The sequence below is a fragment of the Pseudomonas paracarnis genome, assembly GCF_904063055.1.
In the GTDB taxonomy this organism is placed as follows: Bacteria; Pseudomonadota; Gammaproteobacteria; order Pseudomonadales; family Pseudomonadaceae; genus Aquipseudomonas; species Aquipseudomonas paracarnis.
The window spans coordinates 208,214-232,680 of the sequence record NZ_CAJFCN010000006.1; the positions used below are offsets into that span (position 1 = coordinate 208,214).

General features: G+C 61.1%; 25 protein-coding genes. 9 read left to right on the top strand and 16 right to left on the bottom strand.

Annotated features, from left to right (window positions below; all coding sequences use genetic code 11):
• Positions 1-61 precede the first annotated feature (61 nt).
• From relA to JMV15_RS15120, 5 genes are all read right to left on the bottom strand, one after another.
• Positions 62-2,305 carry a GTP diphosphokinase gene (gene relA / locus JMV15_RS15100; protein ID WP_005790193.1) on the bottom strand — a complete coding sequence of 748 codons (2,244 nt, stop codon included), beginning with the start codon at positions 2,303-2,305 and terminating at the stop codon, positions 62-64.
• 120 nt (positions 2,306-2,425) lie between these two features.
• The gene (gene rlmD / locus JMV15_RS15105; protein ID WP_038451087.1) at positions 2,426-3,778 is read right to left on the bottom strand and encodes a 23S rRNA (uracil(1939)-C(5))-methyltransferase RlmD; all 1,353 of its coding nucleotides are present in this window, start codon (positions 3,776-3,778) and stop codon (positions 2,426-2,428) included.
• Positions 3,778-4,680, bottom strand: coding sequence for a cysteine synthase CysM (cysM, locus tag JMV15_RS15110; RefSeq protein ID WP_003193080.1), 903 nt, complete (start codon positions 4,678-4,680; stop codon positions 3,778-3,780). Before cysM ends, rlmD begins: the two co-directional genes overlap by 1 nt.
• A 105-nt stretch (positions 4,681-4,785) precedes the next feature.
• Complete coding sequence (locus JMV15_RS15115; RefSeq protein WP_014719405.1) at positions 4,786-5,385, bottom strand: tRNA-uridine aminocarboxypropyltransferase; 600 nt, start codon at positions 5,383-5,385, stop codon at positions 4,786-4,788.
• Between the two features lie 7 nt (positions 5,386-5,392).
• Entirely contained in the window at positions 5,393-6,286 is an 894-nt protein-coding gene (locus JMV15_RS15120) for a LysR family transcriptional regulator (protein ID WP_014719406.1), read from the bottom strand.
• A 186-nt stretch (positions 6,287-6,472) separates the two neighbouring features.
• On the opposite strand from JMV15_RS15120, the gene speB reads away from it, so the two are divergent.
• Positions 6,473-7,423: an agmatinase gene (speB, locus tag JMV15_RS15125; RefSeq protein ID WP_014719407.1), complete on the top strand. Its 951-nt coding sequence runs from the start codon at positions 6,473-6,475 to the stop codon at positions 7,421-7,423.
• A gap of 162 nt (positions 7,424-7,585) precedes the next feature.
• Entirely contained in the window at positions 7,586-8,968 is a 1,383-nt protein-coding gene (locus JMV15_RS15130) for a sodium:solute symporter (RefSeq protein WP_014719408.1), read from the top strand.
• A 177-nt stretch (positions 8,969-9,145) separates the two neighbouring features.
• On the opposite strand, the gene JMV15_RS28610 is transcribed toward JMV15_RS15130, so the two are convergent.
• Both JMV15_RS28610 and ptrR read right to left on the bottom strand, forming a co-directional pair.
• The gene (locus tag JMV15_RS28610; protein WP_003193089.1) at positions 9,146-9,268 is read right to left on the bottom strand and encodes a PA1414 family protein; all 123 of its coding nucleotides are present in this window, start codon (positions 9,266-9,268) and stop codon (positions 9,146-9,148) included.
• 142 nt (positions 9,269-9,410) lie between these two features.
• The gene (gene ptrR / locus JMV15_RS15135; protein WP_032903115.1) at positions 9,411-10,304 is read right to left on the bottom strand and encodes a putrescine utilization regulator PtrR; all 894 of its coding nucleotides are present in this window, start codon (positions 10,302-10,304) and stop codon (positions 9,411-9,413) included.
• A gap of 104 nt (positions 10,305-10,408) precedes the next feature.
• Between ptrR and JMV15_RS15140 the strand changes: the two genes are divergently transcribed.
• The gene (locus JMV15_RS15140; protein WP_014719410.1) at positions 10,409-11,587 is read left to right on the top strand and encodes an MFS transporter; all 1,179 of its coding nucleotides are present in this window, start codon (positions 10,409-10,411) and stop codon (positions 11,585-11,587) included.
• On the opposite strand, the gene JMV15_RS15145 is transcribed toward JMV15_RS15140, so the two are convergent.
• Both JMV15_RS15145 and JMV15_RS15150 read right to left on the bottom strand, forming a co-directional pair.
• Positions 11,531-11,929, bottom strand: coding sequence for a DUF2177 family protein (locus JMV15_RS15145; RefSeq protein WP_058410744.1), 399 nt, complete (start codon positions 11,927-11,929; stop codon positions 11,531-11,533). The genes JMV15_RS15140 and JMV15_RS15145 overlap by 57 nt on opposite strands.
• Before the next feature lie 111 nt (positions 11,930-12,040).
• The gene (locus JMV15_RS15150; protein ID WP_019820451.1) at positions 12,041-12,877 is read right to left on the bottom strand and encodes a CvfB family protein; all 837 of its coding nucleotides are present in this window, start codon (positions 12,875-12,877) and stop codon (positions 12,041-12,043) included.
• A gap of 323 nt (positions 12,878-13,200) precedes the next feature.
• Here JMV15_RS15150 and JMV15_RS15155 point away from each other — a divergent pair, with 323 nt between their 5' ends.
• The 3 genes from JMV15_RS15155 (at position 13,201) to JMV15_RS15165 (ending at position 15,248) form a co-directional block, all read left to right on the top strand.
• A complete protein-coding gene (locus tag JMV15_RS15155; RefSeq protein WP_003193095.1) occupies positions 13,201-13,380 on the top strand; it encodes a hypothetical protein in 180 nt (59 codons plus the stop codon).
• A 212-nt stretch (positions 13,381-13,592) separates the two neighbouring features.
• Positions 13,593-14,315 carry a TorF family putative porin gene (locus JMV15_RS15160; protein ID WP_019820453.1) on the top strand — a complete coding sequence of 241 codons (723 nt, stop codon included), beginning with the start codon at positions 13,593-13,595 and terminating at the stop codon, positions 14,313-14,315.
• A gap of 66 nt (positions 14,316-14,381) precedes the next feature.
• Entirely contained in the window at positions 14,382-15,248 is an 867-nt protein-coding gene (locus tag JMV15_RS15165) for a DUF6279 family lipoprotein (RefSeq protein WP_038451090.1), read from the top strand.
• On the opposite strand, the gene copD is transcribed toward JMV15_RS15165, so the two are convergent.
• The 5 genes from copD to JMV15_RS15190 all read right to left on the bottom strand — a co-directional run bounded on the left by copD (position 15,245) and on the right by JMV15_RS15190 (position 19,629).
• Positions 15,245-16,126 carry a copper homeostasis membrane protein CopD gene (copD, locus tag JMV15_RS15170; RefSeq protein ID WP_038451092.1) on the bottom strand — a complete coding sequence of 294 codons (882 nt, stop codon included), beginning with the start codon at positions 16,124-16,126 and terminating at the stop codon, positions 15,245-15,247. The genes JMV15_RS15165 and copD overlap by 4 nt on opposite strands.
• Positions 16,123-16,509, bottom strand: coding sequence for a copper homeostasis periplasmic binding protein CopC (copC, locus tag JMV15_RS15175; protein ID WP_003193103.1), 387 nt, complete (start codon positions 16,507-16,509; stop codon positions 16,123-16,125). Before copC ends, copD begins: the two co-directional genes overlap by 4 nt.
• 49 nt (positions 16,510-16,558) lie before the next feature.
• Entirely contained in the window at positions 16,559-17,386 is an 828-nt protein-coding gene (locus JMV15_RS15180; protein ID WP_014719414.1) for a copper resistance protein B, read from the bottom strand.
• A 10-nt stretch (positions 17,387-17,396) separates the two neighbouring features.
• Positions 17,397-19,112: a copper resistance system multicopper oxidase gene (locus JMV15_RS15185; protein ID WP_038451094.1), complete on the bottom strand. Its 1,716-nt coding sequence runs from the start codon at positions 19,110-19,112 to the stop codon at positions 17,397-17,399.
• A gap of 127 nt (positions 19,113-19,239) precedes the next feature.
• Positions 19,240-19,629 (bottom strand): hypothetical protein, encoded by a 390-nt coding sequence (locus JMV15_RS15190; protein ID WP_014719416.1) that lies wholly within the window; start codon positions 19,627-19,629, stop codon positions 19,240-19,242.
• 153 nt (positions 19,630-19,782) lie between these two features.
• Here JMV15_RS15190 and JMV15_RS15195 point away from each other — a divergent pair, with 153 nt between their 5' ends.
• On the top strand, positions 19,783-20,052 hold the full coding sequence (locus tag JMV15_RS15195) for a hypothetical protein (RefSeq protein ID WP_014719417.1): 270 nt from the start codon (positions 19,783-19,785) through the stop codon (positions 20,050-20,052).
• Positions 20,053-20,116: 64 nt separating this feature from the next.
• Here JMV15_RS15195 and JMV15_RS15200 read toward each other — a convergent pair whose 3' ends face one another.
• Complete coding sequence (locus tag JMV15_RS15200) at positions 20,117-21,463, bottom strand: DEAD/DEAH box helicase (protein WP_201491710.1); 1,347 nt, start codon at positions 21,461-21,463, stop codon at positions 20,117-20,119.
• Positions 21,464-21,654: 191 nt separating this feature from the next.
• Between JMV15_RS15200 and JMV15_RS15205 the strand changes: the two genes are divergently transcribed.
• On the top strand, positions 21,655-22,947 hold the full coding sequence (locus JMV15_RS15205) for a mechanosensitive ion channel family protein (protein WP_014719419.1): 1,293 nt from the start codon (positions 21,655-21,657) through the stop codon (positions 22,945-22,947).
• Positions 22,948-22,963: 16 nt separating this feature from the next.
• Here JMV15_RS15205 and JMV15_RS15210 read toward each other — a convergent pair whose 3' ends face one another.
• Positions 22,964-23,530, bottom strand: coding sequence for a TetR/AcrR family transcriptional regulator (locus JMV15_RS15210; protein WP_038451095.1), 567 nt, complete (start codon positions 23,528-23,530; stop codon positions 22,964-22,966).
• A gap of 125 nt (positions 23,531-23,655) precedes the next feature.
• On the opposite strand from JMV15_RS15210, the gene JMV15_RS15215 reads away from it, so the two are divergent.
• A complete protein-coding gene (locus JMV15_RS15215; RefSeq protein ID WP_014719421.1) occupies positions 23,656-24,444 on the top strand; it encodes an SDR family NAD(P)-dependent oxidoreductase in 789 nt (262 codons plus the stop codon).
• Positions 24,445-24,467 lie beyond the last annotated feature (23 nt).

A 24,467-nucleotide genomic window follows, 5' to 3' on the forward strand; every position in this document is an offset into this window, starting at 1 on the left:
CAGGCAAGCCAGCTCCCACATGAAGCAGCTAACACAATTCAGTTCGCGCCCATCCAGCTATTCATGGGGTGCGGTTGCGCCGGGTTTCGATGATGTTCGGCAACTGGGAAATCCGCCCCAGCAACCGTCCCAGTGCGTCCAACCCCGGAATCTCGATGGTCAGGGACATCAACGCAGTGTTGTCTTCCTTGTTCGAACGGGTGTTGACCGCCAGCACGTTGATCCGCTCGTTGAGCAGCACTTGCGAGACGTCACGCAGCAAGCCGGAACGGTCGTAGGCACGGATGATAATGTCCACCGGATACGTGAGCACCGGCACCGGCCCCCAGCTGACCTGGATGATCCGCTCCGGTTCGCGCCCGCCCAGCTGCAGCACCGAGGCGCAGTCCTGGCGGTGAATGCTTACGCCACGGCCCTGGGTGATGTAGCCGACAATGGCGTCGCCCGGCAACGGCTGGCAGCAGCCGGCCATTTGCGTCATCAGGTTGCCCACGCCCTGGATCTGGATATCGCCACGCTTGCCCGGCTTGTAGCCAGTGGCTTTGCGCGGGATCAGCTCCAGCTGTTCGTTGCCGCGCTCAGGCTCGACCAGTTGCTGGGCCAGGTTGACCAGTTGCGCCAGGCGCAGGTCGCCCGCGCCGAGGGCGGCAAACATGTCTTCGGCGATCTTCATGTTGGCCTTTTCGGCCAGCTTGTCGAAGTCCACCTGAGGCAGGCCCAGGCGCGCCAGTTCGCGTTCAAGCAAGGTCTTGCCGGCGGCGACGTTCTGGTCACGCGCCTGTAGCTTGAACCAGTGGACGATCTTCGCCCGCGCCCGCGAAGTGGTGATGTAACCCAGGTTCGGGTTCAGCCAGTCGCGGCTCGGCGTACCGTGCTTGCTGGTGATGATCTCGACCTGTTCACCGGTTTGCAGGCTGTAGTTGAGCGGCACGATGCGCCCGTTGATCTTGGCGCCGCGGCAGTTATGCCCGATTTCGGTGTGCACGCGGTAGGCAAAGTCCAGCGGCGTGGCGCCCTTGGGCAAGTCGATGGCGTGGCCGTCAGGCGTGAAGATATAGACCCGGTCCGGCTCGATATCCACCCGCAGTTGCTCGGCTAGGCCGCCGATGTCGCCGAGTTCTTCGTGCCATTCCAGCACTTGGCGCAGCCAGGAGATCTTCTCTTCGTACTGGTTGGACCCGGCCTTGACGTCGGTGCCCTTGTAGCGCCAGTGCGCGCACACCCCCAGCTCGGCCTCTTCGTGCATGGCGTGGGTGCGGATCTGCACTTCCAGCACCTTGCCTTCAGGGCCGATCACGGCGGTGTGCAGCGAGCGGTAGCCGTTTTCCTTGGGGTTGGCGATATAGTCGTCAAATTCCTTGGGGATGTGGCGCCACAGGGTGTGGACGATACCCAGCGCGGTGTAGCAGTCGCGCATTTCCGGCACCAGCACGCGCACCGCACGCACGTCGTAGATCTGGCTGAAGGCCAGGCCCTTGCGCTGCATTTTGCGCCAGATGGAATAGATGTGCTTGGCGCGGCCGCTGATGTCCGCGTCCACGCCGGTGGCCTGCAGCTCCGAACGCAACTGGCCCATCACGTCGCTGATAAAGCGCTCGCGGTCCAGGCGCCGCTCATGCAGCAGCGTGGCGATCTGTTTGTACTGGTCAGGTTCCAGGTAGCGGAAGGACAAATCCTCCAGCTCCCACTTGATATGGCCGATGCCCAGGCGATGGGCCAGCGGCGCGTAGATGTCGAAGACTTCGCGGGCCACACGGTTGCGCTTTTCGTCATCGGCGGTCTTCACCGCACGGATCGCGCAGGTACGCTCGGCCAGCTTGATCAGGGCGACGCGTACGTCGTCGACCATCGCTACCAGCATTTTGCGCAGGTTCTCTACCTGGCCCTGGGTGCCCAGCACCATCGACTGCCGCGGGCTGAGGCTGGCGCTAATGGCCGCCATGCGCAGCACGCCGTCGATCAGCTTGGCCACCACCGAACCGAAACGCTGGCCAACGGTGGCCAACGGAATATGCCCTTCGCGTACGCCGCGATAGAGCACGGCGGCGATCAGCGAATCCTGGTCCAGCTTGAGATCGGCCAGGATCTCGGCGATTTCCAGGCCAGTGCGAAAACTTGAAGTGCCTTCGGCCCACAGGTTCTTGGCCGCATTGTCTTGCTGTTCAGACTCACGAGCGAACTCGCAGGCTGCTTTCAAGGCTTCACGGTCCAGTGCCGGGTCGACACTGACGGCATGATCCAGCCATGCCTCGAGATTGATACTGCCGTCGGTGTTGATCGGCTGGTGTGCTCTCACCTGTACCATCTTGCTTACCTTCCCTACGACGCACCTTCGATGCGCCAAAATCATCGCCGACTTTACTGCGAGCTCCGTGGCAGTGTTCAGGCCCTGGAGAACGCAGGCCAGTCGGATTAAACGGGCATCCTAGCCCGCTTCAAATAACGCCATGGCCTCGACATGCGCGGTCTGCGGAAACATGTCGAGGATCCCGGCACGCTTTAGCCGGTAGCCTTGCTTGACCAACTCAACCGTGTCCCGCGCCAGCGTGGCTGGGTTGCAGGACACATACACCAGGCGCTTGGCCCCCAAGGCGGCGAGTTTGCGCACAACCTCCAGGGCACCATCGCGGGGTGGGTCCAAGAGTACCGCAGAAAAGCCCTGTTTGGCCCATTCTGCGTCGGTCAAAGGCTGGGACAAATCGGCCTGAAAAAACTGTGCGTTATGCAAATGGTTGCTGACGGCATTGAGGGCCGCACGGTCCACCATGGCCTGTACGCCCTCCACCGCCACCACTTCGCGTACGTGGCGAGCCAGTGGCAGGGCGAAATTGCCCAGGCCGCAAAACAGGTCCAGTACCCGTTCGTCGGCTTGTGGCGCCAGCCATTGCAGGGCTTGGGCGACCATCGCCTGGTTGACCCCGGCGTTGACCTGCACAAAGTCGCCCGGACGGTACGCCAGCTCCAGATCCCACGCCTCCAAACGGAAGCCCAGGGCCTGACCCGGCTCGACGGGCTCCGGCTGCCCTTCCCCGTGCAGCCACAATTGGGCGTCATGGAAGGTGCAGAATTCCTTGAGGATCTGCAGGTCAGCCTCGGACAACGGCGCCATATGCCGCAGCAACACGGCGATGGACGAACCGCTGAACAACTCGACATGCCCCAACGCCTGCGGTTTGCTCAAGCGACGCAGCATCGCTGGCAAACGCTGCATGATCGGTTGCAAGGCCTGTACCAGCACCGGGCAATCATCGATAGCGACGATGTCTTGGCTGGCCACAGCGCGAAAACCCACTTCGAGTTGCTTCGCCTTGGCGTCCCAACGCACGGCTACGCGGGCGCGGCGCCGATAACCGAACTCCGGCCCGCTCAACGGCGCGGCCCACTCTTGCGGTTCGACACCTGCCACCCGCGACAGTTGCTCGGCGAGCATGCGCTGTTTCAGGGCAAGTTGCTGGTCATGAGGCAGATGCTGCACGCTGCAGCCGCCACAGCGGCCAACATGAGCGCAGGGCGCAGGGCGCCGCAGCTCACTCGCCTGGAACACCCGCTCGGTGCGCGCCTCGACCACTTTGCCATGGGCGCCCAACACCCGTGCTTCCACCTCTTCGCCGGCCAACGCACCAGTCACAAACCAGGTGCGGCCTTCAAAGAACACGATGCCTCGGCCATCATTGGCCAGGCGCTCGATGGTCAGGCGTTGTTTCTTGCCCACCGGGATCTGCGGGGCCCGGCTGCCGCCCGTTGGCTGGAAGCGCAAGCCTCTCTCGTGCTTGGCCATCAGTTGGGTTCGTCGAAAATGCCGGTCGACAGGTAACGGTCGCCTCGGTCACAGATGATCGCGACGATCACCGCGTTTTCCACTTCTTTGGACAAGCGCAACATACCGGCCACGGCGCCACCGGAGGACACGCCGCAGAAGATGCCTTCTTCACGGGCCAGGCGGCGCGTGGTGTCTTCGGCTTCGCGCTGGGCCATGTCGATGATGCGGTCTACCCGCGTGGCGTTGTAGATCTTCGGCAAATATTCTTCGGGCCAACGACGAATACCCGGGATGGCCGCGCCTTCCATCGGTTGCAGGCCGACGATCTGAATCGCTGGGTTCTGCTCCTTGAGGTAGCGCGAGTTGCCCATGATGGTACCGGTGGTGCCCATGGAGCTGACGAAGTGGGTGATGGTGCCCTGGGTCTGGCGCCAGATCTCCGGGCCGGTGCTGGTGTAGTGCGCCTCGGGGTTGTCGCCGTTGGCGAACTGATCGAGCACCACGCCACGGCCTTCGGCGGCCATGCGCTCGGCAAGATCGCGGGCGCCTTCCATGCCTTCTTCCTGAGTCACCAGGATCAGTTGGGCACCATAGGCGGTCATCGCCGCCTTGCGCTCGGCACTGCCGTTGTCGGGCATGATCAGCACCATCTTGTAACCCTTGATCGCTGCGGCCATGGCCAGGGCGATCCCGGTGTTACCGGAGGTGGCTTCGATCAGGGTGTCGCCGGGTTTGATCTGCCCACGCAACTCGGCGCGGGCGATCATCGACAGTGCCGGGCGGTCTTTGACGGAGCCGGCCGGGTTGTTGCCCTCGAGTTTGAGCAACAGGGTATTGCTGGTTTCACCCGCCATGCGTTGCAAGCGGACCAGGGGCGTGTTGCCGACACAATCGGCGATTGTTGGGTACTGCAAGGTCATGGCGTATTCGCAATCCAGACTGCGGGGCGCACATCATACCGGGAAAGGCCGGCGGGCCATATCACGCAAAGTGTGGTGCTTATGGCTTAAAGGCATAAGCCGGGTTTATGTCGGGTCGCCATGGTTGCGCTGGAATACTTCATCGCCCATCGCAGCAATCTGCCCTTCGATCAGCGCTTCAAAGGGTTTGAGCAGTGGCTCAAACGACGTCGGCGCTTCCAATACCTGCAACGCTTGCGTGATTGCTTCGACCGTCGACAAGGCGCCAGGCCCCGGCGCCTTGCGCAAGCGATAGCGGGAAACGCCGCCTTCGGCCAATGTCACCCGGGGCAACGCCGCCAGCAAGGGGTTGAGGTGCAGCAGTTTGCGCGCCTTGCGCCAGGTGCCATCGGGAACCACCAACAACAGTGGCTGATCGTCAGGTGCGTAGGCGTGCAGCGGCTCGGCTTCATCCGCCGGAAACAACAGGCGTGCCCGATAGCCAGGCGGGTTCAATAGCGTCGCCAGGTCATCAAACACCTCCCCCACCACCAACTGCGCGTTGTTCAGGCCCAACGCCGCCAGCCGCGCAGTATTGAGCGCATGGCCGACCTCGCTCGGGTGCTGCAACACCAACACGCGGGTGCGGCTGTCGAGGTGGGGGATCAGCGCACACAGGCAGTGCGTGGTCGGGCGCAGGCAGCGCGGGCAATGGGGTCGGGACATGGTGTGTTCAGGCCTGGTTGAGCTGGGTCTTGAGCAAATCGCGGAAGGTCTGGATCAGGGGCTCGCGGCTGCGGCCACGGCGCATGATCAGCGAAAACGGCGCCTGGTAGCCGAAGGTGGCCGGCAGCAAAACGCGCAGGTCGCCCTTGTCAGCCCAGGCCTGGGCGTAGTGTTCGGGCAGGTAGCCAATATAAGCGCCCGACAGCACCAGAATCAGTTGCGCCTCCATACTTTCCACCGTGGCAGCGCTGTGCTTGAAGCCGTGGCGCGCCAGCTCGGCCTGGCTCCAGTAACCTCGCCCGACCATGCGTTGCTGGGTGATCACTTGTTCCGGGATGCGCCGCTCGTTGAACAATGGGTGCCGGTTGCTGCAATACAACCAGTGCTGTTCGCGGTACAGCGGCATGTAGACCAGCCCGCTCATGCGGTTGGAGAACGCACCGATGGCCAGGTCCAGGCGATTGTCCTGGACCCCCAGTTGCAATTCGTAGGGGCTCATCACCGACAGGTGTAAATGCACTGCCGGGTGCTCCAGGCTGTAGGCGCCAATCACTTCGGCGAACGGCAAGGCCTTGTCGCTGACGGTGGAGTCGAGCACCCCGAGCTTGAGGGTGCCGCGCAATTCGCCTTTCAACGCAGCGGCGTATTGCTCGAAACCTTCGAGTTCGCCCAACAGGCGCAGGGTTTCCTGATGAAACAGCTCGCCCTTGCTGGTCAGGCTGAAGCCGCCACGGCCACGATGGCACAGCACCAGGCCCAAGGCTGACTCGAGTTGGCTCATGTAGGTGCTGATGGCCGACGTCGACAGGTTGAGCTCGTGCTGGGCGTTGGCAAACCCTTGGTGGCGCACGACGCTGACGAAGATGCGCAGGAGTTTCAGGTCGGGCAAGGCGTTGGCCATGGGGGCTCCAGGGGGGGCACACTAAATTGTGGGCGCTGGCTTGCCTGCTCCCACATTTGAATGGAGTTTACCCCAGGCTTTAGTTTAGAAAAATCTGAACTAAGTATTTGCCGCTGCCGATTCTTCCTAAGCCAGGCTTTTCGCAGAATCGGCCATCAATAAACAAAACAACGATGAGGCAATCCCGTGGACAAGATTTTCCACCAACCACTGGGCGGCAACGAAATGCCGCGCTTCGCCGGCATCGCCACCATGATGCGTCTTCCCCACCTGCAAACCGCCAAGGGCCTGGACGCCGCCTTCGTCGGCGTGCCTCTGGATATCGGCACCTCGCTGCGCGCCGGTACGCGCTTCGGCCCACGGGAAATCCGTGCCGAGTCGGTGATGATCCGCCCCTATAACATGGCCACCGGCGCTGCCCCCTTCGACTCATTGTCGGTGGCCGATATCGGCGACGTGGCGATCAATACCTTTAACCTGCTCGACGCGGTGCGCATCATCGAAGAAGCCTACGACGAGATCCTCGAGCACAACGTCATCCCCCTGACCCTGGGTGGCGACCACACCATCACCCTGCCGATCCTGCGGGCGATCCACAAAAAACATGGCAAGGTCGGGCTGGTGCACATCGACGCCCACGCCGACGTCAACGACCATATGTTCGGCGAGAAAATTGCCCACGGCACCACCTTCCGCCGCGCCGTGGAAGAGGGCTTGCTCGATTGCGACCGCGTGGTGCAGATCGGCCTGCGCGCCCAGGGGTATACCGCCGAAGACTTCAACTGGAGCCGCAAGCAAGGCTTCCGTGTGGTCCAGGCCGAAGAATGCTGGCATCACTCCCTCGCGCCGCTGATGGCCGAAGTGCGGGAAAAAGTCGGCGGCGGCCCGGTGTATCTGAGCTTTGACATCGACGGCATCGACCCCGCCTGGGCGCCCGGCACCGGCACCCCTGAAATCGGCGGGCTGACCACCATCCAGGCCATCGAAATCATCCGTGGCTGCCAGGGCCTCGATCTGATTGGTTGCGACCTGGTAGAAGTTTCGCCGCCTTACGACACCACCGGCAATACCTCGTTGCTGGGCGCCAACTTGCTGTACGAGATGCTCTGCGTACTGCCTGGCGTCGCGCATCGCTGATAAGGCGAATGCGCTGAGAACAATAAAAACCGCGTCTTCACACTCACAACCAAGGGGATCGCACAGATCCCCGACAACGATGTACCTGACTTTCGCTCGCGTGTTTACCGAGCCAGCTGCCGCCTGATCGCCCATAAAAAATATAATCGGAGAACCGCCGTCATGGCTTTGGATTTATTCGTCGTACTCATCTACGCCGCCGGCATGCTGGTGCTCGGCTACTACGGCATGCGTCGCGCCAAAACCCACGAAGACTACCTGGTCGCCGGCCGTAACCTCGGCCCGTCACTGTACATGGGCACCATGGCCGCTACGGTGCTGGGCGGTGCCTCCACCGTCGGCACCGTGCGCCTGGGGTATGTGCATGGTATTTCGGGTTTCTGGCTGTGCGCCGCGCTCGGCGCGGGCATCATTGCCCTGAACCTGTTCCTGGCTAAGCCGCTGTTGAAGCTGAAAATCTTCACCGTCACCCAGGTCCTGGAAAAACGCTACAACCCCATGGCCCGCCAGGCCAGCGCGGTGATCATGCTGGCCTACGCGCTGATGATCGGCGTGACCTCGATCCTGGCCATTGGCACCGTGCTGCAAGTGCTGTTTGACCTGCCGTTCTGGATGTCGGTACTGGTGGGCGGCGGCGTGGTGGTGGTGTATTCGACCATCGGTGGCATGTGGTCGCTGACCCTCACTGATATTGTGCAATTCGTGATCAAGACCGTCGGCCTGATGTTCATCCTGTTGCCGATCTGCCTGTACCGCGTCGGTGGCTGGGATGAACTGGTGGCCAAACTGCCGGCGTCGAACTTCAGCTTCACCGCTATCGGCTGGGACACGATCATCACCTACTTCATGATCTACTTCTTTGGCATCCTGATCGGCCAGGATATCTGGCAACGGGTCTTCACCGCCCGTGACGAAAAGGTCGCCCAGTACGCAGGCACTTTCGCCGGCTTCTATTGCATCCTGTACGGCCTGGCCTGTGCGCTGATCGGCATGGCTGCCCATGTGCTGATCCCGGACCTGGACAACGTCAACAATGCCTTCGCCGCGATCGTCAAAGCTTCGCTGCCGGACGGCATTCGCGGCCTGGTCATCGCCGCCGCGCTGGCCGCCATGATGTCCACCGCCAGCGCCGGCCTGCTCGCCGCCTCCACTGTGTTGACCGAAGACCTGCTGCCCCGCCTGCGCGGCGGCAAGGCGTCGAGCCTGCGCATCAACCGGCTGTTCACCCTGTTGACCGGCATTGCCGTGCTGGGTATCGCATTGGTGGTGAACGATGTGATCAGCGCCCTGACCCTGGCCTATAACCTGTTGGTGGGCGGTATGTTGGTACCCTTGATCGGCGCGATCTTCTGGAAGCGCGCGACCACCTCGGGCGCAATCACGTCCATGAGCCTGGGCTTTGTGACCGCGCTGGTGTTTATGTTCAAGGATGGGCTGGATGCAAACACGCCGATCTACTACAGCCTGGCAGTGGCGCTGGTGAGCTTTGTACTGGTGAGTTTGCTGTCGCGTCGGCCGGCCAAGGTGGCGGCTGCGGTGGTTTGAGCTATAACAGGGACGAGGATATTTTCTTCAGCGGGCGCGACGTCGGAGGTCGCGCCCGTTTTTTTCGCCTAGTGCAATACAACTGTGGGAGCGGGCTTGCTCGCGAAAGCGGTGTGTCATTCAACCTTTCCGTTGGCTGATACACCGCTTTCGCGAGCAAGCCCGCTCCCACATTTTTTAGCGGCGACGGGGCCGACGTTGCTCGTCATCCGTGCGAATCGGCACCGGTTGCAGCGGAGGCTCGATCAAGCCCAACGCAACGCCAAGGTCGTGGAGCCAGTTTTGGATTTTCTCTTTCATGATTGCCCCCTTTGAGGGTAGTGCTGGCCGGCGTGAGTTCTGTCGCCGTTTCCTACAGTGATAGTAGCCCTAAGTCCTAGGTAATGCTTGAAGGAAACCACAACGAACTATTACTGAATTGATCCGAATCCTGACGGATCGTTCAAGCAATCGCGCGAGTGTCTTGCACGCACAGTGGGTTGCCGTCTTGCTGCAGGTCGATCCATGCATTGAGGTTAGCGCCGAGCATACCCTTTCGCCACATCAGCCAGGTGGTCGCAGTGGCAAAAGGCCCAGTCAGCGGATGAACGGATACGCTGTCCTTGCCGGGAAGGCTTGCGAGCATGGATTCAGACATCAACGCCACGCCGGAACCTGCGATCACGCAAGCGAGCATGCCTTGGTAGGACTCGATCTCGATCGCCCGCCCCATCGCCACTCGCTCATGGGAAAACCAGGTTTCCAGGCGCGTGCGGTAGGCGCAACTGCGCCGGAACGTGAACACCGCACGGCCCGCCACATCCTGGGGGCCACGCACCGGCGGATGATCGGCCTCGCAAATCAGCACCAGGCGCTCTTCGCACAGCGGTACGCCATCCAGGGTGGTGATGGTCAGCGGGCCGTCGACGAAGGCTGCGTCCAGGCGCCCGGTAATCAGCCCTTCCAGCAACTCCCCACTGGGTGCCGACTGCACCTGAAGGTTCACCATGGGGTAAGTCTTGTGATAGCGCGCCAGCAGCTTCGGCAAATGAACTGCGGCGGTGCTGTACATGCTGCCCAATACGAAATCACCGGCCGGTTGCCCGCCTTGTACGGCGCCGTGTGCTTCATCATGCAGCGCCAGCAGGCGAGTGCTGTAGTCCAGCAGTACCTTGCCCGCCGGAGAAAGCTGCAAACGCTGGCGCTCGCGCACGAACAGGTCGACACCCAATTGCTCTTCCATTTGTTTAAGCCGGGTCGACAGGTTGGACGGCACGCGGTGCAGGCGCTCGGCGGCACGGGTAATGGAGCCCTCTTCCGCCACAGCCTGGAAAATGCGCAATTGACTGAACTCCATTACTTTCTCCAAAACTGAACAAGTTACTCACTATTATTCAATTTTACAGAAAGTCAATCCGTCTTAGCCTGCAAGGCATTCGCTTCTTTGCAGGAAACCTGAACATGTCCCCGCTGATTCGTTTACTCGCCAGCTCCGTCGCCCTGATGATGGCCATGGGCATTGGCCGCTTCGCCCTGACTCCGCAAATGCCGCATTTGCTCAGTGAAGGCCAGATCGACCTGACCGGCGCCGGCCTGCTCGCTGCCGCCAATTACCTGGGTTATTTCGTCGGCGCGGTGGACTCGATCTTTGCCCGTAGCCATCAGCATGTGCGCGGGCGCCTCTACGGCGGGTTGTGGCTGTGCGTATTGCTGACCCTGGCGTCCTACTGGGCTAACGGGTTCTGGCCGCACTTGTTGCTGCGCTTTGGCACCGGGGTCGCCAGTGCCTGGGCCCTGGTGATGATTACCAGCCTGAGCCAGCCACTGGCGACTGCCGCAGGCCGCCCGCGCCTGGGTGCGTTGGTGTTTGCCGGGCCGGGGTTGGGGATTGTGCTGACGGGGCTGCTGGCGTTGGTTTCCAACCTATTAGGGCAAAGCTCTGCCACGCTGTGGTTGCTCTACGGGACGGTAGCGCTGGTGATGCTGCTGGCGATCCTGCCGTTTTTACCCAAGCCGGCCGTCACTGTTACCCAGGTCTCCAGCGCGGGGAGCAACGGCAGCATCGCGCACCTGTGCTGGATTTATTTCCTGTACGGCCTGGGCTACATCATCCCGGCGACTTTTCTGTCGCAGATGGCCAGCGCTCAATTCAACGGGGCCTGGCAGGCCGATCTGTTCTGGCCCTGCTTTGGCCTGGCGGCCGCGCTGGGAGTGGGGGTGGCCAGCCTGCGCCGCAAGCACCCGAACACCACCCGTCGCTGGCTGATGGCGACTTTATGGCTGCAAGCGGCCGGGGTATTTGCCTGCCTGCTGGGCAATGGCTGGGGCTTGGCGCTGGGCGTGTTGCTGTGCGGTGCGCCATTTTTGGCCTGCATGCAGTTGGTGATGGCGCGATTAAGGGAGGTCGCACCCCATGGCTACCAACGCAGCACGGGGCTGCTGACCGCCAGCTTCGCCGTCGGCCAATTGAGCGGGCCACTATTGGCGTCGGTCAGCAGCCACCTCAGTGGCGGCCTGCAACCGGCGTTGGTCGCTGCCGGTACCGGGTTGTTATTAGCCGGTTCAGTACTGATCAACCGCCCTCTACCGCCGCAGCCGATTTGCACACAAGTGGCCAGCGGTGCAGCAAATGGCGGTTAGGCACGTGCCCCACGCCATGTCCATCAGCGCCAACCCGGCGGACCAGCCTTGAAGCGTGGCCCAGTTGCTCAGGTCATAGGTGCCATAGGCCACCAAGCCAAGCAAGGCGCCCAAACGCGCAGCGCGCTGCCAACTGGCGCTGGGCAAGATCACCAACACCACGCAACCGAGGACATACAGGAGATAGAACAATATCGCAGGCAACAGGCGTGGCTGATCAAGCATCAGCGTGCCGAGCAGGGATTTATAGGTGGAGCCCATGAGCACGCCAAGCCAGAGGCCGTCGAGGACCAGGAAGGCGAGCAAGGTGCCGAGGTAGGCAAAAACCGTTCTTTTCGACATGACACAACCCTGTAGGAGCGAGCTTGCTCGCGAAAAACGTACATCCGACGCCACACTGCGCCTGGAATATTTTCGCGAGCAAGCTCGCTCCTACAGGAGAGCAGCCTGTACTCAGCTTAGTTCAATGCGGTCCGCATGAATCACGATCTGCCCTTGCTTGTAGAGCGCACCAATGGCCTTCTTGAAGTTGCCCTTGCTCACGCCGAACAAGTTACTGATCACCGCCGGGTCGCTTTTGTCGCTGACCGGCAGGGTGCCGTTGTTGTCACGCAACTTGGCGAGGATCTTCGAGTTCAGGCTGGAGGCCGCTTCCTGGCCCACCGGTTGCAGGCTCAGGCTGATGTTGCCATCGGCGCGGATCTCTTTGATGAAACCCTTCTCTTCCTTGCCCGGACGCAGGAACTTGAACACTTCGTTCTTGTGGATCAGGCCCCAGTGCTTGTTGTTGATGATCGCCTTGAAGCCCATGTCGGTGGCTTCGGCCACCAGCAGGTCAACTTCCTGGCCCACCTGGTAGTTGGCTGGCGTCTTGTCCAGGTAACGGTCAAGGCGAGCGGTGGCGGTGATGCGCTTGGTGTGCTTGTCGAGGTAGACGTGCACCACGCAATACTCACCTGCGGTCAGCTGGCGTTTTTCTTCCGAATACGGCAGCAGCAGATCCTTGGGCAAACCCCAATCAAGGAATACGCCAATGCTGTTGACTTCCACAACTTTCAAACTGGCGAATTCACCGACTTGAACTTTGGGTTTTTCGGTGGTGGCGATAAGTTTGTCATCGCTGTCCAGATAAATGAAAACGTTGAGCCAGTCTTCATCTTCACTGGGAATATCTTTAGGGATATACCGATTAGGCAAGAGGATTTCCCCATCTTGCGCACCATCGAGGTACAAACCAAAGTTAGTGTGCTTGACCACTTGCAAGCTGTTGTAGCGCCCGACTAAAGCCATTTCCAATACCCTCATTGCGTGGGCGGCATTCTACCCGAGTTGGGCCCTGCACGCGCGCGCGCCTGAAAAATCGCGGGCTGGCATGGCGTTCCAATGGCAGCGCCCCACTCGTCTGATCGTTCGGTTCACTTTGAGCAGGCCACCAGCGGGCCACCCGGCCTGTGGTTTCCAGCTAAAACAGTAAGTTAGCGCTTTATTTCGGCGTTGAACTTCGGCTATTTCCAGCGCTGCGTATTAATCCTGAGGGATATTTGCCAAGCAATTGTCAAGTATTTCCTGTACGATGCCTGGCCAAGTTAATTTTCTACAGGTTAGTGGCCGCCATGCGTGTAAAAGCATCCAACAGCAAAGCAAAGCCAGCTCCCGCCGTTGAAACCAGCGAATCGATCAATAGCCAGATTGCTGCGTTCCTCAAGTCCGGCGGCGAAATCCAGCAAATTGCCAAGGGCGTGAGCGGCCAGACTTTCGGCCCGTCCAAGCAGATCAGCCTGGGCAAGAAGTAATAGTCATACCCTCGCACTGTATCTGGTCCCTAAGCGTCTTGCCTTCAAGGCGCTAGGACTAGAGTTGCAACCCCCTCCTCACACCTTCAATACGCAGCTAATCGACGAACGGGCCTCAACGCCAGGCATTCGCCGGTATCCTTGCACACGTCTAGCACGGGCATCCGCCTGAATCTTTCCGTTACTGCTCCTCGCTTTTCATGGAGTGAAGCATGCTTAAACGCTGTATTTTCGTGGTCAGCCTCCTGGTCGCCAGCCCTTTGGCCCAAGCGCATATCTTCCAGCGTGAACTGGGTGACTTCGACCTGAAATTAGGCACCACCCCCAGCCGCACCATGGCCCAGGGCCTGGTCAAGCCGACCGCCCCTGGCAGCGACTCGTTCCACGGTGGCCTGGACCTTACCCACGACAGCGGCCTGTATTTCGGCCAGTTTTCCCCAAACATGGGCCTGTCGTCGGCCAATAACCTTGAAGTCGACTCCTACATGGGCTTCAAGCGTCCGTTCGACCAGACCCTGGGCTACGAAGTCGGCTTGATCCACTACAGCTACCCCAAGGTCAGCCCCCTCGACAGCCAGGAGTTCTACGGCGGGCTGAACCTGTTGGGCAACCGCTTTGGCGTGTCCTTCAGCAACGACCCCGACCGCCAGGACAGTACCCTGTTTGCCGACCTGGGCGGCACCCAGCCTTTCGGCATCGGCGTCAGCATGAAGTACACCACCCATCAACTGGGCACACCGGTCTCGGTAGAGAACGGCGCCATCAGCAGTTTCAGCGATTGGTCGGTGCAGTTTTCCCGGGCCTGGAAAGGCATTGACCTGGACCTGATCTACAGCGGCTCCAGCCTCAGCGGCAGTGACTGCTCGGCCTACTCCGGACACAACTCGCAATGTGATGGGCTGTTGACCTTGAAGGCCGCGCGGTCGTTTTATTGATGGGCTGAACTGTCGCACCCCGCGCAGGTTCACATGCATTAACGCCCTCCATGCAAGGACCTGCCCATGTTGCGCCGGCTCAAATTCCTGATGGTACTGCTGACTCTGAGCCTGGTGCTCGCCGGCTGCAATCGCGTGGGCCTGGCCTACCGTAACCTCGACGTGATCATCCCCTGGACCCTCAACGACTACCTGGACATGAATGCCGGGCAAAAGAGCTGGTTCAACGACACCCTCAAGGAACACCTGGCCTGGCACTGCACCACGCAATTGCCTGGCTACCTGGACTGGCTCGACCGCCTGCAGCAGATGGTCGACAGTAACCAGGTCACCGACGCCGCATTGCAAACCCGTACTGTCGAAGCCAAACAGGCAATTGCCGAGATTGCTCGGGAAATCACGCCCTCAGCTGTGCAATTGCTGCAAGGCCTGGACGATCAGCAGGTCAAAGACATGAGCGATGCTCTGGCCAAGGACCTGCGCAAGCGCCAGGACGAATACCTCAAGCCACCACTGGCTCAACAAATCAAGGAACGCGCCGAGCGTATGAGCAAGCGCCTGGACGCCTGGATCGGCCCGTTGAGCCCAGGCCAGCAAAACCGCGTCACGGCCTGGTCGGCCGAGTTGGGCGCGCAAAACCAAGCGTGGATCGGCAACCGCGCCCATTGGCAGGCGCAATTTATCGAGGCGCTGCAACAACGCCACAATGCCGATTTCCCGCAGAAAATCCAGCAACTGCTGGTGGATCGCGAAAGCCTGTGGACCCCGCAATACCGCGCCGCCTACGCACAGACCGAAGCCGCCGCGCGCGGCTTGCTCGTGGACGTGATGGCCCAAAGCTCCCCAGCGCAGCGCCTGAAACTCACCCAAAAAATCGACAAGGTCCGCAGCGACTTCCAGGCGCTTAAATGCCTGAAAAGCGCACAGTCTTAGTCAGGCGCCAAGGTGCCCAGCCAGGCCACCAGGCCAAGGATGAGCACCACAGCGCCAAACTCCAGGGCCATGCTGCGCCGTAACGCACGGATCGCCACGTTATAATCGCCCGCCGCGATAGATTGTTGCAGAAGCGGCGTCAGGTGAAAGCGATTGAGCGCCGCCAAGGCCAGCATCACGCCGAACAACCCCAGCTTCAGGCATAGCAGCACCGCGTAGACTCCGCCGTTGATGCCCCCCAGATTCGGCCCGACAACAAACAGATAATTGGCAACGCCAGTGCAGATCAGCACCAAGACAAATCCCGCGCCAATGCGCTCAAAGCCTGCCAATGCGCTGGCCAGAACCTGCACTCGATCATCCTGTGGCAACGGCGCAGGCATCAACAACAAACCGAATGCCGCCAACGCCCCCACCCAACCCGCCGCTGCCAACAGGTGTGCACTGTCGCTGACGATATGCCACACACCTTGCACGCCTTCGTGCATTACGCCGTGCCCTGTCCACACCAGGGTGGCCAACGCCACGCCAGCCGACAGCGTGGCCAGCGCCAGATGAGTGCTCAGTGCCGCCAGGACCAGCGCCGCGATACGCACCCACCACGTCAGCCCCAAGTCGGTCTGCCACAGCATCATCTGCACATGCGGCCATAGCGCCTGCCAATCAGTGGCGCCGCTCATGGATTGGGTCATGACCAATAGCGACGCCACCGAAAACGCCAGCCCCAAGCCGCCCGTCAATCCCATCCATGCCCTTAGATTGAGCCATCTACGTTGCTCAGCGTGCAGACCATAAACGCCGAACAGTCCCAATCCAAATAGCATCATCAGGTCGAGATAGAGCGCGAAGCGCAATGCGATGGAGATCAGCTCACTCATGGCTGCACGCTGAACACCACATTACCGGTGATCGGATGTGTATCGGACGACACGGCACGCCAATCCACCCGATAGCTGCCGGTGGTAAGTGCGGAGACCGGCTTGATCAACATCACCTTGGGGTCGCTGCTCGCCGACACGCTGGCCTTCACCGGCATCGGCGAATTGGGCATGCCCGGCATGTCGGTCATGATCAACTTGGCCCCGGAAAACTGGGTCAGCAGGTTTTCTGAGAAATGCAATTCAATCACTGCGGGAGCGGCGCCCTGTGCGCCTGCCGCCGGAATGGATGACAGCAGCTTGGGGTGGGCCGAAGCGGGCAGGCTAAGACTTAAACCTACCCACAGCGCAGCACCCAGCAGCGTGGTTTTCAACATAGACATGCAAGACTCCAGGCCGCGCCAGGCGGCGAATAATAAAAAGGGAAACCCGTCAGAACCACAAGCGCACGCCGACGACCCAGCGCAGTTGATTGATGTCTTCGTCTTCGTCCCGTGCGTATTGCGCGGTCTGGCCATAAGTGCGGTTCCAGCTGAGACCGACATAAGGCGCAAACTCGCGGCGAACTTCGTAGCGCAAGCGCAGGCCCAGTTCACTTTCCGCCAAGCCCGAACCAACGCCGCGTTGCGGATCGTTCTGCGCATAGAAGTTGAGTTCGGCGGTCGGCTGCAGGATCAGGCGATTGGTGAGCAGAATGTCGTAGTCACCCTCAAGGCGTGCGGCGGTATGCCCCGATTCGCCGACAAACAACGTGGCTTCGGCCTCGAAGTTGTAGAGCGCCATGCCTTGTAGGCCAAAGGCCGCCCAGCTCTGGCTGGCACCGGGCTTGAAGTCCTGGCGCACGCCGCCGACCACATCCCACCACGGGCTGATTGCGTGCCCCCATAACGCTTGGGCTTCGGCGCTTTCAGTGCGGCCGGCGCTGCGTTCGCCTTCACTGCGTAGCCACAACCGGTCGATGTCACCGCCGACCCAACCCTTGATGTCCCAAGTCTGCGCGTTGCCGTCGCCACCCTGCCATTCCAACTGGTTGACCAGTAGCATCGAGTTGACGCCGCTGTCGTGCACCTGATGCCCTCCCGGCGCGTTGTAGACCGCTGCACGGTCTGCGTCGGTCAGCGCCGGAATCGGCGTACGGCTTTGCGCCAGCGCTGGCGTCGCCGGGCTCATGCCCTGAAGTTCATCCTCGGCCGCCAACGCCCATGGGGCGAACCCCAGCGTGGCGAAAGCGATGCAAAGGGACGAGACGCAACGGTTCATGCTCGCTTCCTTATTCATGCACGCGCACCTCGCGGAACATGCCCATTTCCATGTGGTACAGCAGGTGGCAGTGATAGGCCCAGCGCCCCAAGGCATCGGCGGTGACGCGGTAACTGCGACGGGAGCCCGGTGGCATGTCGATGGTGTGTTTGCGCACCAGGAACTGGCCGTTTTCGTCCTCCAGGTCGCTCCATAAGCCATGCAGGTGAATCGGGTGGGCCATCATGGTGTCGTTGACCAGCACCACCCGCACGCGCTCGCCATAAGTCAGTTGCAAGGGCTCGGCATCGGAAAACTTCACGCCATTGAACGACCAGGCGAACTTTTCCATATGCCCGGTGAGATGCAATTCGACGGTGCGGGAGGGGTCGCGGCCATCGGGGTCTTCGAAGGTACTGCGCAGGTCGGCATAGGTGAGCACCCGGCGGCCATTGTGGCGCAGGCCGATTCCAGGGTCGTCCAGCTTGGGCACCGGGTTCATCGCCTGCATGTCTACCAGCGCGTTGTTCTGCTCGCTGGCGGGGTGTTTCTGCATGGCCATCGCGCCCATGGCACTGTGATCCATGCCTTCCATGCCCGGCATATCGGCCATGGCACCGTGGTCCATGCCGCCCATGCCCATGTCCTCCATGGTCAGCCACGGGCGCGGATCAAGCAGTGGAACTGAGGCGGTCGCTCCCATCTGCCGGGCGAGGGTGCCACGGGCATAGCCTGTGCGGTCCATGGACTGAGCAAACAGGGTGTAAGCCTCTGCCACAGGCTCGACCAGCACGTCGTAGGTTTCCGCCACGGCGATACGGAACTCGTCGACACTTACCGGCTTTACCGGCTGACCATCCGCGGCGATGACGGTCATTTTCAACCCTGGAATGCGCACATCAAAATAGGTCATCGCCGAGCCATTGATAAAACGCAGGCGAATCGTTTCCCCCGCCTTGAACACTCCGGTCCAGTTCTGTCCAGGCGGCTGGCCGTTGAGCAAGTAGGTGTAGGTCTCGCCGCTGACGTCCGCAAGGTCGGTGGGGTTCATCTTCATTTGCGCCCACATCAGCCGGTCGGCAGCCGTGGCCGACCAGCCCTGCTTGCCCACATCCCGGATAAAATCGCCCAGGGTGGGTTTGTGCAGGTTGTAGTAATCGGACTGCTTCTTGAGGGTTTTCATCAGGGCGACGGGGTCTTCGTCGGTCCAGTCCGACAGCATCACCACGTAATCGCGCTGGTAGCTATAAGGCTCGGGTTCCTTGGGATCGATAACCAGCGGACCGTACACGCCCTGCTGCTCCTGAAGCCCGGAATGGCTGTGGTACCAGTAGGTGCCGTACTGCTTGACCTTGAACTGGTAAACGTAAAGGCCGCCCGGTTCGATGCCCTTGAAGCTCAGGCCGGGCACGCCGTCCATGGTCGATGGCAACAGGATGCCGTGCCAGTGGATCGAAGTGGGCTCGCCAAGGCGGTTTTTCACGCGCAGGGTCACGGTGTCGCCCTCCCGCCAGCGTAACAGCGGGCCGGGCAGGCTGCCGTTGACGGTCAACGCGGTGCGCGGTTGGCCTGTCAGGTTGACCGGGGTCTGGTCAATAAACAGGTCAAACTCGCTGCCGGCGAGCACCGTGGGCTGGCCGGGGCTGATCAGTGCCCACACAGGGGGGCGCCAAAGCCCGAGCCCGCCCAACAGGCCGCCTGCGGCCAGGCCTTTGACGAATGTGCGTCTGGAGGTTGTGGAGTGCATGCCGATTCAAGTCCGTGAGTTGAATGGCAGCAGATTAGGAGTCGCCGGCTGTCAGCAACCTTAGCGGCAGATTACCGATTCGACAGGTTCATCCGGCACCCTCAGGGGCGCCGGGGGCATAAGAGGATCAGGCGATCTGGGCTTTTGAGGCCACTTCCGCGAACGTTGCCGGATCAAGCGCATCCGCTTGTTCATCCAACACCTGACGCGGATGATCATTGCCCGGAATCGAACTGTCGATCAGCGCCAGCAATTGCGCCCCCAGCGCCGTCAGGATGAAGTTCTCGCCATTGCCGCCCTCTTCCTCAGGCCGCGACTCAATAAAGCCACGCTTGAACAGCAGCGCCTCGTAGTCGGCAGCGGTCTTCTTCAGCGCGTCCAGGTTGCCAGTGTCCTCGCCGGCCGTCGCCTTCTCGGCCGCTTCCTGTTCGGCGTATTTGCGCGGGGCAAAGCTGCCCTCGCCGTTCTGCACTTCATGCAGCAGACGTTCGATCAGATCCCAATTGTAAGTCGTCATCCTGATTCCTCCTGCAGGCCGATGGAGTTAGCCCGTCTTAGGGAGTGACACGTTCCGGCACGGGCCGTTCAACCAAACGGACGGGCGTCATTTCTCTGAACTTTGCAGAGGTTTGCCACCTCAACTGCACATCACTGCCAAGGAAGTCCGACCATGAAAACCTTGATGAAGCTGACTCTCGCCGCCACGCTGATAAGCGCCCTGCCCGCCTGGGGCTGCACGCCCGAGGAGGCCACGACCAAGCGGGAGGAACTGGCCAAGGAAGTGACCAAGCTCACCGAGCAGAACCCGACCAAGGCCAAGGAGATGAATGACCAGTTACAGAAGATGGACCTGGATACCGAAAGCGCCGAGTTTCCCGACAAGTGCCAGTTGATCGATGCGCGGCTCAAGGAGCTCAGAGAAGCTGCGGGGAAGCGTTGAGCACAGCGCGACGCTGATGGCGAAAAAAAACCGGACATCGTCCGGTTTTTTTAGGCCCGCCTGCTTATTCGGCAGCCGGAGCTTCTGGCTTGCGGCGCTTGAGCGGGGCCATGCCGTCCTTGCTGACGAGCGACAGGTTGTCGGTCTTCGGCCGGTTGGCGATCTTGCGCTTGGTCGGTGACTTGGCGGCGGTTTTTTTCTTGTCGCCCTTGGCGTCGGTCTTTTTCTTCTTCACGCCAACGGCCTTGCCCGACGCCTTGACCTTCTTCGGCCCGGTGTACGTGCCTTTGACTTCCTTGATGGTGCGGCGCTCGAACGACTGCTTCAGGTAGCGTTCGATGCTCGACATCAGGTTCCAGTCGCCGTGGCAGATCAGCGAGATGGCCAGGCCATCGTTGCCGGCCCGTCCGGTACGGCCGATGCGGTGCACGTATTCGTCGCCGCTGCGGGGCATGTCGAAGTTGATCACCAGGTCCAGGCCGTCCACGTCGAGGCCGCGCGCGGCAACGTCGGTGGCCACCAGGATCTTCACGCCGCCCGCCTTGAGACGGTCGATGGCCAGCTTGCGGTCCTTCTGGTCTTTCTCGCCGTGCAGCACGAACGCCTTGTATTCCTGCGCAACCAGGCGCCCGTAGATACGGTCGGCGGCGGCACGGGTGTTGGTGAACACGATGGCCTTCTGGTAGGTCTCGTTGGCCAGCAACCAGTTCAGGATCTGTTCTTTATGCACGTTATGGTCAGCGGTAACGATCTGCTGACGCGTGGTGGCGTTCAGGTCGCTGACGTTGTTGACCCGCAAGTGCTCAGGGTTGTTCAGCACCTTGGCGACCATGTCGCGCAGGGTCGAACCACCGGTGGTGGCGGAGAACAGCATGGTCTGCTGGCGGTTGACGCACTCGCCGACCAGACGTTGCACATCATCGGCAAAGCCCATGTCGAGCATGCGGTCGGCTTCGTCGAGCACCAGCACTTCGACTTCCTTGAGATCAAGGTTGCCAGCGTTGAGTTGCTCGATCATGCGCCCTGGGGTGCCGATCAGGATGTCCGGCACCTTGCGCAGCATCGCGGCCTGGACCTTGAAGTCTTCGCCACCGGTGATGATGCCGGACTTGATGAAGGTGAACTGCGAAAAGCGTTCGACTTCCTTCAGGGTTTGCTGGGCCAGCTCGCGGGTCGGCAGCAGGATCAGGGTCTTGATGCTGACGCGCACCTTGGCCGGGCCGATCAGGCGGTTAAGTACCGGCAGGACGAAAGCGGCGGTCTTGCCGCTGCCGGTTTGCGCCGTCACCCGCAGGTCACGCCCTTGCAGCGCGAGCGGGATGGCCGCTGCTTGCACAGGCGTAGGCTCGACAAATTTAAGCTCGGCCACGGCTTTAAGCAGGCGTTCGTGCAGGGCGAATTGGGAAAACACGGGTGCTACCTCGAAGAAATACAAATATCAGCTGCATAGGTTACCGGTTTCGGGCGCCCAAACCGAGTTTCTTTACGCGAACGGGGCTAATCAGCTGCTTTTTTGTCAGCGATTTTGTCCAGAGCGTCAACTTTGTTGCACTTAAATGCTCTAATCGCCCCGTGTTGTCTTACAGAAGAATCGGTTCACGCATGGATATCAAACAGCTCTGGCTCAACGTCCAAGACCTTTGGGGCGCCCTAGATGAACACCCGGTCCTGCATTCCAGCCTCGGCTTGCTGGTGTTGCTGGTGGTGGCATTGGTGGTGGGACGGGTCGCCCGTTACCTCATCCTGCACGCGGTCAAATTGCTCGGCCGGCAGCCGGCCCTGCACTGGCTGAACGACCTGCGGCATAACAAAGTCTTCCATCGCCTGGCGCAAATGACGCCGTCGCTGGTGGTCCAGTTCGGTCTGTACCTGGTGCCGGACCTGAGCAAGACCGCCATCCTGTTCATCGGCAACGTCGCCCTGGCGATCAGCATTCTGTTCATGGTTTTGGCCATGAGTGCCCTGCTCAACGCGCTGCTGGATATCTACGCACGCACCGAACACGCACGCACCCGCTCGATCAAGGGCTATGTGCAATTGGCGAAAATGGTGCTGTTCGTGTTCGGCGCGATCATCATCGTCGCCACCCTGATCGACCGCTCGCCACTGTTGCTGCTCTCAGGCCTGGGTGCGATGTCGGCGGTGATTCTGTTGGTGTACAAGGACACCCTGCTGTCGTTCGTCGCCAGTGTGCAATTGACCAGCAACGACATGCTGCGCGTCGGTGACTGGATCGAAATGCCCCAGGTCGGGGCCGATGGCGATGTGGTGGATATCACGCTGCACACGGTGAAGGTGCAGAACTTCGACAAGACCATCGTCTCCATCCCCACCTGGCGCCTGATGTCCGAGTCGTTCAAGAACTGGCGTGGCATGCAGGCCTCCGGTGGGCGCCGTATCAAGCGCAGCCTGTACATCGACGCCAGCGGCGTACGCTTCCTGAACGATGAGGAAGAAGTGCGCATGACCCAGGTGCACTTGCTCAGCGGCTACATCAGCCGCAAACAGGCCGAACTCAAGGCCTGGAACGAGGCCCAGGGCCACAGCGCGCAACTGTCGGCCAACCGTCGGCGCATGACCAACCTCGGCACCTTCCGCGCCTACGCCCTGGCGTACCTGCAAAGCCACCCGGACATCCAGCCGAACATGACCTGCATGGTGCGCCAGATGCAAACCACCGCCCAGGGCGTGCCGCTGGAGATCTACTGCTTTACCCGCACCACGGCGTGGGGCGATTACGAGCGGATCCAGGGCGATATCTTCGATTATCTATTGGCAGTGTTGCCGGAGTTCGGGCTGAGCCTGTATCAACAGCCGAGCGGCAACGACCTGCGGGCCGGCGTGCTGCCTGCATTGGCCGGGGCCACTCAGGTACCCGTGGCCGAAACGGCATGAGGTGATGCACGCGGGATTACGGCAGTGATGCCGTAATCTCCTTGCGGCACACCTCAAGCACTTCATCGGCCAGGGCGGAATCATCCGGGCACGCCCGCGACAACATGATTGCGCCGATGGCATGGGCCATGCTGTCGAGCATTTTCGCCCGCACGTCTTCTTTTGGCCCGTCATGAGCCGCGTTGTACTTTGCCTCCAGGGCCTGCAGGGTATTTTCCAAACCGTCGGCAAAGGTCGCCTTCAGCGTGTCCGACTGACGGGCGGCATCGGCACACAACGCCGCCAATGTGCATCCGCCGCCGCGATGGTCGCGGTGCTGCCTGGACAGGTAAACCTCGAAAAACTGCTCCACCTCCCTCTCCGCGCTGTCGGCCAGTGACTGCGCCAGGCTGTTAGCGGCTGCTTCCGCCATCAAGTCCGCCTTGGAACCGAAGTGCTTGTAAAAGCCGCCTTGGGTAAAACCGGCCGCAGCCATCAACTCGGCCACGCCCACCCCATCGAAACCCCGCTCGCGAAACAACTCGGAAGCTGTCGCGACGATATGGGCCCGATTGCTCTGTGACTGCGCCTTGGTGATCTTCATGTCTGTGGTCCTGACAGCGTGCGAGATAGGCATATTACTATGATGTCGATCATAATCAAAACCGTTGACAGCTTTGATTATGATCGACATCATAAAACCTCCTCGCACTCACAGAGCATCACACCATGAGTACTTCCAACACCGTTCTGATCACTGGCGCTTCGACCGGCATTGGCGCCGCCTACGCCGAACGCTTTGCCGCACGCGGCCACGACCTCGTACTGGTCGCCCGTGACATCACGCGCCTGGAAGCGCTCGCTGCCCGACTGCGCGAACAGCATGCCGTCAGCATTGATATCCTCCCCGCCGACCTGACCCAGACCGCTGACCTGGCAGCAGTTGAAGCGCGCCTGCGCGAGGACGCCAACATTGGCACCCTGGTCAACAATGCCGGCGCCGCGCAGTCTGGCGGTTTTATCGAACAGTCCACCGACAGCGTCGCGCAGTTGGTCGCCCTCAACACCACTGCACTGGTGCGCCTGGCCAGTGCCATCGCCCCGCGCCTGGCGGCAGCGGGCAACGGCGCTATCATCAACATTGGCTCGGTAGTGGGCCTGGCCCCGGAATTCGGCATGACGGTATACGGCGCGACCAAGGCGTTCGTGCTGTTCCTGTCTCAGGGCATGAGCCTGGAGCTGGCGCCCAAAGGCGTGTACGTGCAAGCCGTGCTGCCCGCCGCCACGCGTACCGAGATCTGGGAGCGGGCGGGCATTGACATCAACACCCTCACGGACGTGATGGAAGTGGGCGATCTGGTGGACGCGGCGTTGGTGGGTTTTGATCGCCGCGAGCCGGTGACCATTCCGCCGTTGCAGGACGGCGCCCGTTGGGACGCGTTGCAGGCTGCGCGGCAAGGCTTGCTGGCACAGATCAAGCAGTCCCAGGTTGCCGAGCGTTACCTGGCCAACGCCTGAACAACCGGTAGCAGGCGTGCTGC

Excerpts from the sequence above, each read along its gene's own strand:
- JMV15_RS15160 (WP_019820453.1), top strand. The coding sequence starts at position 13,593 with ATGCTTAAACGCTGTATTTTCGTGGTCAGCCTCCTGGTCGCCAGCCCT.
- JMV15_RS15150 (WP_019820451.1), bottom strand. The coding sequence starts at position 12,877 with ATGGCTTTAGTCGGGCGCTACAACAGCTTGCAAGTGGTCAAGCACACT.
- JMV15_RS28610 (WP_003193089.1), bottom strand. The coding sequence starts at position 9,268 with ATGAAAGAGAAAATCCAAAACTGGCTCCACGACCTTGGCGTTGCGTTG.
- JMV15_RS15190 (WP_014719416.1), bottom strand. The coding sequence starts at position 19,629 with ATGACGACTTACAATTGGGATCTGATCGAACGTCTGCTGCATGAAGTG.
- JMV15_RS15145 (WP_058410744.1), bottom strand. The coding sequence starts at position 11,929 with ATGTCGAAAAGAACGGTTTTTGCCTACCTCGGCACCTTGCTCGCCTTC.
- JMV15_RS15115 (WP_014719405.1), bottom strand. The coding sequence starts at position 5,385 with ATGTCCCGACCCCATTGCCCGCGCTGCCTGCGCCCGACCACGCACTGC.
- JMV15_RS15155 (WP_003193095.1), top strand. The coding sequence starts at position 13,201 with ATGCGTGTAAAAGCATCCAACAGCAAAGCAAAGCCAGCTCCCGCCGTT.
- ptrR (WP_032903115.1), bottom strand. The coding sequence starts at position 10,304 with ATGGAGTTCAGTCAATTGCGCATTTTCCAGGCTGTGGCGGAAGAGGGC.
- JMV15_RS15165 (WP_038451090.1), top strand. The coding sequence starts at position 14,382 with ATGTTGCGCCGGCTCAAATTCCTGATGGTACTGCTGACTCTGAGCCTG.
- copC (WP_003193103.1), bottom strand. The coding sequence starts at position 16,509 with ATGTCTATGTTGAAAACCACGCTGCTGGGTGCTGCGCTGTGGGTAGGT.
- JMV15_RS15205 (WP_014719419.1), top strand. The coding sequence starts at position 21,655 with ATGGATATCAAACAGCTCTGGCTCAACGTCCAAGACCTTTGGGGCGCC.
- copD (WP_038451092.1), bottom strand. The coding sequence starts at position 16,126 with ATGAGTGAGCTGATCTCCATCGCATTGCGCTTCGCGCTCTATCTCGAC.
- JMV15_RS15185 (WP_038451094.1), bottom strand. The coding sequence starts at position 19,112 with ATGCACTCCACAACCTCCAGACGCACATTCGTCAAAGGCCTGGCCGCA.
- rlmD (WP_038451087.1), bottom strand. The coding sequence starts at position 3,778 with ATGGCCAAGCACGAGAGAGGCTTGCGCTTCCAGCCAACGGGCGGCAGC.
- JMV15_RS15130 (WP_014719408.1), top strand. The coding sequence starts at position 7,586 with ATGGCTTTGGATTTATTCGTCGTACTCATCTACGCCGCCGGCATGCTG.
- JMV15_RS15215 (WP_014719421.1), top strand. The coding sequence starts at position 23,656 with ATGAGTACTTCCAACACCGTTCTGATCACTGGCGCTTCGACCGGCATT.
- JMV15_RS15120 (WP_014719406.1), bottom strand. The coding sequence starts at position 6,286 with ATGGCCAACGCCTTGCCCGACCTGAAACTCCTGCGCATCTTCGTCAGC.
- JMV15_RS15140 (WP_014719410.1), top strand. The coding sequence starts at position 10,409 with ATGTCCCCGCTGATTCGTTTACTCGCCAGCTCCGTCGCCCTGATGATG.
- relA (WP_005790193.1), bottom strand. The coding sequence starts at position 2,305 with ATGGTACAGGTGAGAGCACACCAGCCGATCAACACCGACGGCAGTATC.
- cysM (WP_003193080.1), bottom strand. The coding sequence starts at position 4,680 with ATGACCTTGCAGTACCCAACAATCGCCGATTGTGTCGGCAACACGCCC.
- JMV15_RS15210 (WP_038451095.1), bottom strand. The coding sequence starts at position 23,530 with ATGAAGATCACCAAGGCGCAGTCACAGAGCAATCGGGCCCATATCGTC.
- JMV15_RS15195 (WP_014719417.1), top strand. The coding sequence starts at position 19,783 with ATGAAAACCTTGATGAAGCTGACTCTCGCCGCCACGCTGATAAGCGCC.
- JMV15_RS15180 (WP_014719414.1), bottom strand. The coding sequence starts at position 17,386 with ATGAACCGTTGCGTCTCGTCCCTTTGCATCGCTTTCGCCACGCTGGGG.